We start from the raw sequence: 5,767 nt of genomic DNA on the forward strand, positions 1-5,767 counted from the left end.
GCCGTGATGACGACCGTGGTGGCTTCCGCCGTGACGAGCGTCGTGACGAGCGTCCGTCCTTCCGTCGCGACGACCGCCGCGATGACCGTGGCCCCCGTCGTGATGACGACCGCGGCGGCTTCCGCCGTGACGAGCGTCCGTCCTTCCGCCGCGACGACCGCCGTGACGACCGTGGCCCTCGTCGTGATGACGACCGTGGTGGCTTCCGTCGCGACGACCGTCGCGACGACCGCGGCCCCCGTCGTTCCTTCCGCGACGACCGCCAGGGCGGCGGCTACCGTGGCCGCGACGAGCGTTCCGGTGGCTACGGCCGCCGTGACGACCGGGACCGCGACCGCGGTGACCGCGAGCCGGTGAAGCGGCTGCCGATCCCGGAGGACGTGACCGGCGACGAGATCGACGCCGACGTGCGGCAGGAGCTGATGAGCCTGCCCAAGACGCTCGCCCTCGACGTCGCCCGGAACCTCGTCATGGTCGCGAACCTGCTGGACGAGGAGCCGGAGCAGGCGTACGAGTACTCGCGCGTCGCCCTGCGGCTCGCCTCCCGTGTCGCCGCCGTGCGCGAGGCCGCCGGCTTCGCGTCGTACGCGACCGGCAAGTACTCCGAGGCCCTCGCCGAGTTCCGCGCCGCGCGCCGGATGACCGGTTCGGTCGAGCTGTGGCCGATCATGGCCGACTGCGAGCGCGGCATGGGCCGCCCGGAGCGTGCCCTGGCCATGGCCGGTGAGCCCGAGGTGCAGAGGCTGGACAAGGCGGGCCAGGTCGAGATGCGTCTGGTCGCCGCCGGCGCCCGCAAGGACATGGGCCAGGCCGAGGCCGCCGTGGTCACGCTCCAGAGCCCCGAGCTGGCGTCGAACTCCGTCCAGCCCTGGACCGCGCGCCTGCGCTACGCGTACGCCGACGCGCTGCTCGAGGTCGGCCGTGAGAACGAGGCCCGTGAGTGGTTCGCCAAGGCTCTCGAGGCGGACCAGGGCGGCATGACCAACGCCTCCGACCGGCTCGCCGAGCTGGACGGCCTGGAGTTCACGGACGCGCTCGAGGAGGACTCGGCCGACGAGTCCGCCGAGAAGGGCACCGAGGACAAGGCCGAGTCCGAGACGGCCGAGGACGCCGAGCCGCAGCCCGAGGCCGCGGCCACGGCCGAGGATGAGGTCAAGGCCGAGGCCGAGGCCGAGGAGAAGGCGGCCGAGCCCGCCGAGGCCAAGGACGAGGAGTCCGGCAGCAAGGGCTGATCACTGACGTGATCGACAAGGAGGGCGGCACCCCGGTTCCGGGGTGCCGCCCTCCACGCGTATCCGGCGCGTATCCGGCGTCCGCCGTGTGGTCCGCTCAGCTCAGGGCTCAGCTCAGGGCCAGGCTCCGCAGCACCAGACCCGTCGCCGGCTTGGGGCCGAACGACGTCGACTTGCGCGGCATCGTCACGCCCTGTTCGGCGAGCTCGCGCACGACGTCCTCGTGGACGGGGTGCATCAGCACGGCCGTCCCCTCGTGGCGCACGGCCTGCCGGACGGCTGCCGTCGTGTCGTGGATGTAGCCGATGTGCTCCGGGTCGTCCGGCACGTTCCAGATGTGCTCCAGCAGCAGCGAGTGGAGCACCGTCGCGTCCAGCTCGCGCCAGGCCCGGGGCCGGTCGGCGGGGACGGTCCGGGCCAGCAGGGCCGGGTCCGGGCGGTCCAGGAGGTGGAAGCGGCCGTCGCCGGCCAGGAGGAAGGCGTTGCCCGGCCCGGCGGCGGCCTCCGCGAGGGCGTCCAGGCCCTCCTCCAGCGGGCCGTCGATCGTACGGACCCGGAAGGAGTCGCCCAGCGCCTCCAGGGCGGTGCGGACGGGGAGCTTGTGCAGCAGCCGGTGGATGGCCCGTACGCGCAGGGGGTAGCGGGCGGTGTCCACGAGGAGGACGAGGCCGAAGTCCCAGGGGCCGGGAGCGGGTTGCTCGGAGCGCAGCCGCAGGTAGGTGGCCCAGCGGTGGTGGCCGTCGGCGATGAGGGCGTGCCGGCGGGAGAGGTCCTCGTCGATCAGGGCGAGGTCCTGGGCGTCGGTGATCGACCACAGGCGGTGGGCGAAGCCGTCGTCCGTCGTGGTGGAGAACAGGGGGTCCGTGAGGATCACCCGCTCGATGACGGCCGCCGCGCCCTCGTCGCCGTCGCCGTCGCCGCGGTAGGAGAAGAGCAGGGGCTCCAGGTTGGCGGCGGTGTCGCGCATCAGCGCGGCGCGGTCCTCGACGATGTGCGGCATGACGTCCTCGTGGGGGAGGACGACGCCTTCCTCGCGCGGGGTGAGCCGCAGGGCGCCGATGAGGCCGCGCTGGAGTATGCCCTCGCCGCGCTGCTCGTAGACGTAGAGCGCGGGCTCGGGGTCGGGGGCGAGCACCCGTTCGTCCTGCCAGCGGCGCAGGGTCTCCGCGGCCTGGCGGTGCCGGTCGGCGGCGGTGGCGGCCTGGGGGAGGATGAGCCGGACGATGTTGTACGGGTCGGCGGTCTCCAGGTGGCGCAGGCCGTCGGGGCGGACCACGACGTCGTACGGCGGGGAGGTGACCGCCGCGAGACTGCCCACCCTTTCGGGAACGTAGCGCAGTCCTCGGAAGGGAGCGAGCCGTAGCCCGCGTCCTGCGGATTCGCCGGTGCCGTGGCCTGGAGTGCTCATTGTGAAATGTTATGTCCCAGGGCCGGATCGGCAATGATCCGGGAAGAGACATGCAGCACAGAGGAGCGATCACAGAATGAACGACAGCGTCCGGACCCGGCCCGACGGCAGCGAGCGGCCGCTGAGCACGGCCTATGACACGGCCCTGCTGGACCTCGACGGCGTGGTCTACGCCGGGGGCGAGGCGATCGCGCACGCGGTGGAGTCGCTCGGCACGGCGCGGGACGGCGGGATGCACCTCGCGTACGTGACGAACAACGCGGCGCGGACGCCGGAGACCGTGGCCGGGCATCTGACGGAGCTGGGCATTCCGGCGGAGCCGGGTGATGTGATCACCTCGGCGCAGGCGGTGGCGCGGCTGATGTCCGATCAGCTGCCGTCCGGGGCACGGGTGTTGGTGATCGGCTCGGCGGGGCTGTGGGTCGCGCTGCGGGAGCGCGGGCTGGTGCCGGTGGAGTCGCTGGACGACGATCCGGCGGCCGTTGTGCAGGGGTACGGCGGGCCGGACATGCCGTGGTCGCGGCTGATGGAGGCGTCGTACGCGGTGGCGCGGGGGCTGCCGTGGTTCGCCTCGAACACGGATCTGACCATTCCGAGCGCGCGCGGTATCGCGCCGGGGAACGGCTCCGCGGTGGAGGTCGTGAAGATAGCCACGGGGGCGGAGCCGCAGGTGGCGGGGAAGCCGCAGCCGCCGATGCACCGCGAGACGATCCTGCGGACCGGGGCGGAGCGGCCGCTGGTGGTCGGCGACCGGCTCGACACGGACATCGAGGGCGCCTTCGCCGGGGGTGTGGACTCGCTGCTCGTGCTGACCGGGGTCACGACGCCGGCGCGGCTTCTCGCGGCGCGGCCGGAGCACCGGCCGACGTTCGTGGCGGAGGATCTTCGGGGGTTGCTGCAGCCGCAGCCTTCGGTTTCTGGCTCCGCGGATGAGGGGTTCCGCTGTGGTGGGTGGACCGCCTCGGTGGAGGACGGCGAGCTCGTGCTCGACGGTGAGGGCGGCGGCGACGGCGGCGAGCGGATCGACGCGCTGCTGGCGCTGTGCGCTGCCGCGTGGACGGCGGCGGGGGAGGGGGCCTGCGCCCTCGACGCGGGGAAGGCGCTGGCGCGGCTGGGCTGGTAGCGCGGCCGGGCGGGCCCGGCGGGTTCGGCACCGCCGGGCCCCCCGGGCTCAGCCCGTGAGCTCCGCCAGGAGGTCTTCCTCCGTGGCGCCGCGGCGCCAGTAGCCGGTGAACGTGATGGCGCGGCGGTCGAAGCCGCGGTCGCCCACGAGGTGGCGGCGCAGGGTGCGGACGGTGCCGGATTCGCCGGCGATCCAGGCGTAGGGGGTGCCGGGCGGCAGGTCCGCGGCGCGGACGGCGTCCACGGTGGGCGCCTCGCGGCGGGTGCCGCGGATCAGCCAGGTGATGTCCGCGTCGGCCTCGGTCTTGAGGTCCTGGACGTCGTCCGGGTGGTCGACCTCGATCCAGACGCGGGCCGGGGTGCCCGCCGGGAGCCAGGCGAGGATGCCCGCGGCCGCGGGCAGCGCGGATTCGTCGGCGGTGACCAGGACCCAGTCCGTGCCGGCCGGCGGCTGGAAGTCGACGCCGCCGTTCTCCTCGGCCACCGGGCCGAGGACGGTCACGCGGTCGCCGGGGCGGGCGGTGCGGGACCACTGCGAGGCGGGCCCGCCGTGCCCGTCGTCCTCCCCGTGCTGGACGAAGTCGACGTCGAGCTCGTCCGGGTCGTGGCGCAGTTCGCGCACGGTGTACGAGCGCATGACGGCCCGGACGGCCGGGTCCTGGCGGCGCCACTCCGCGTACCAGCCGGTGCCCAGGTCGTCCGGCAGGACGGGGGCGTCCTGGCCGGGCTGTGGCAGGAAGAGCTTGAAGCGCTGGTCGCGGCCGCCGGTGACCATGTCGCCGAGGCGGTCCCCGCCCAGGGTGACGCGGACGAGGGAGGGGCTGACCCGCTCGGTCCGTATGACGTGGAGGTCGAACCAGCGGTAGGGCGGGGGAGGGGCGGCGTCGCTCATCGCGGGGGATCGTCCCTTTCTGCGGGTCGTGTGGGTCGGCGGGGCGTGTGGGTCAGTGAGGTCGTGTGGGTCAGGAGGTCTTCTTGGCCTTCTCGACGGCCGCGGCGAGGCCTTCGAGGAGCGGCGCGCAGCCGGCGTAGGAGAAGCGGGGTTCGCTGAGCCAGGGGGTGACCTGGCCGGCCTTGACGGCGGGGAGCCGTTCCCAGGTGGGCTTGGCGGCCAGGTCCTTGGGCTGGAGGGCGGAGGTGCGGCTGTCCAGCAGGATCACGTCGGCCTTGTACTTGTCGGCGTTCTCCCAGCTGAGGCTCTCGAAGTAGCCGCCCTGGTCGGTCTTCTCGGGGACGACGAAGTCGACGCCGAGCTCGCGGAAGTACATGAGGTCGGCGTTGACAGCCGGGTTGGAGACGTAGAACAGGTCGGCGCTGCCGGAGGCGGCCATGACCTTGACCGGGTTGCCCTTGGCGGCCTTGCGCAGGGTCTCGGCGGCCTTCTCGAAGCGGGCCTTGGCGTCCGTGACCCGCCGCGCCTTGAGGTCGGCGCCGAGGGACTCCGCCAGGGCCGCGTAGCGCTTGACGGTCTCCAGCATGGGGACGCGGGAGGCGGTGAGGGCCACGCCGGGGGCGAGGGCCAGGATCTTCTTCTTGCTGTCGTCGGGCACGTACCAGAGGGCGTCCGGCTCGTACATGTTGGTGACGAGCAGGTCGGGGTTGAGCCCCGCGTACTTCTCGACGTTGAACTCGCCCCACGCGTTGCCGAGGATCGTGAGCTTGTCGACGTCGAGGTCGCCGGCCTGCGGGTCGGGCTTGCCGTCCTTGAGCTTGGTGGGGCCGAAGACGCCGACGCATTCGACGCCGAAGTCGTGGAGGGCGGCCGCGGTGCCGGTGAAGGCGACGATCCGCTTCGGCGTCCGGTCCTTCCTGACGGTCTGTCCGCGGTCGTCCTTGAAGGTCCAGGGGCCCTTCTTGCCGCCGCCCTGTCCGGCGCCCTCGGCGGAGTCCGACGATCCGCCACCCCCGCAGGCGGTGACGAGGGCACCGAGGCCGAGGGCGCCACCGGCGGTCAGCAGGCCTCGGCGGGAGAGACGGGAGCGGGAGAGACGGGAGAGGTGGGGGA

The 5,767-nt window shown here is 73.3% G+C and carries 5 protein-coding genes and 1 pseudogene; 3 read left to right on the top strand and 3 right to left on the bottom strand.

Annotated features, from left to right (window positions below):
- Both K6I33_RS30580 and K6I33_RS30585 read left to right on the top strand, forming a co-directional pair.
- A pseudogene (locus K6I33_RS30580) lies at positions 1 to 357 on the top strand (hypothetical protein); the annotation flags it as partial.
- 50 nt (positions 358 to 407) lie between these two features.
- Positions 408 to 1,232: a hypothetical protein gene (locus K6I33_RS30585; protein WP_229357801.1), complete on the top strand. Its 825-nt coding sequence runs from the start codon at positions 408 to 410 to the stop codon at positions 1,230 to 1,232.
- Positions 1,233 to 1,341: 109 nt separating this feature from the next.
- Here the strand turns inward: K6I33_RS30585 and K6I33_RS30590 are convergent, their stop codons facing one another.
- Positions 1,342 to 2,640 carry a DUF1015 family protein gene (locus K6I33_RS30590; RefSeq protein WP_229357798.1) on the bottom strand — a complete coding sequence of 433 codons (1,299 nt, stop codon included), beginning with the start codon at positions 2,638 to 2,640 and terminating at the stop codon, positions 1,342 to 1,344.
- Between the two features lie 76 nt (positions 2,641 to 2,716).
- Between K6I33_RS30590 and K6I33_RS30595 the strand changes: the two genes are divergently transcribed.
- Positions 2,717 to 3,763, top strand: a complete 1,047-nt coding sequence (locus K6I33_RS30595) for an HAD-IIA family hydrolase (RefSeq protein WP_229357799.1) — start codon at positions 2,717 to 2,719, stop codon at positions 3,761 to 3,763.
- A gap of 48 nt (positions 3,764 to 3,811) precedes the next feature.
- Here K6I33_RS30595 and K6I33_RS30600 read toward each other — a convergent pair whose 3' ends face one another.
- Entirely contained in the window at positions 3,812 to 4,654 is an 843-nt protein-coding gene (locus tag K6I33_RS30600; RefSeq protein ID WP_229357800.1) for a siderophore-interacting protein, read from the bottom strand.
- 70 nt (positions 4,655 to 4,724) lie between these two features.
- Positions 4,725 to 5,720 (bottom strand): ABC transporter substrate-binding protein, encoded by a 996-nt coding sequence (locus tag K6I33_RS30605; protein ID WP_229357802.1) that lies wholly within the window; start codon positions 5,718 to 5,720, stop codon positions 4,725 to 4,727.
- Positions 5,721 to 5,767: the final 47 nt, after the last annotated feature.

This window comes from Streptomyces sp. UNOB3_S3 (genome assembly GCF_020740895.1).
In the GTDB taxonomy this organism is placed as follows: domain Bacteria; phylum Actinomycetota; class Actinomycetes; order Streptomycetales; family Streptomycetaceae; genus Streptomyces.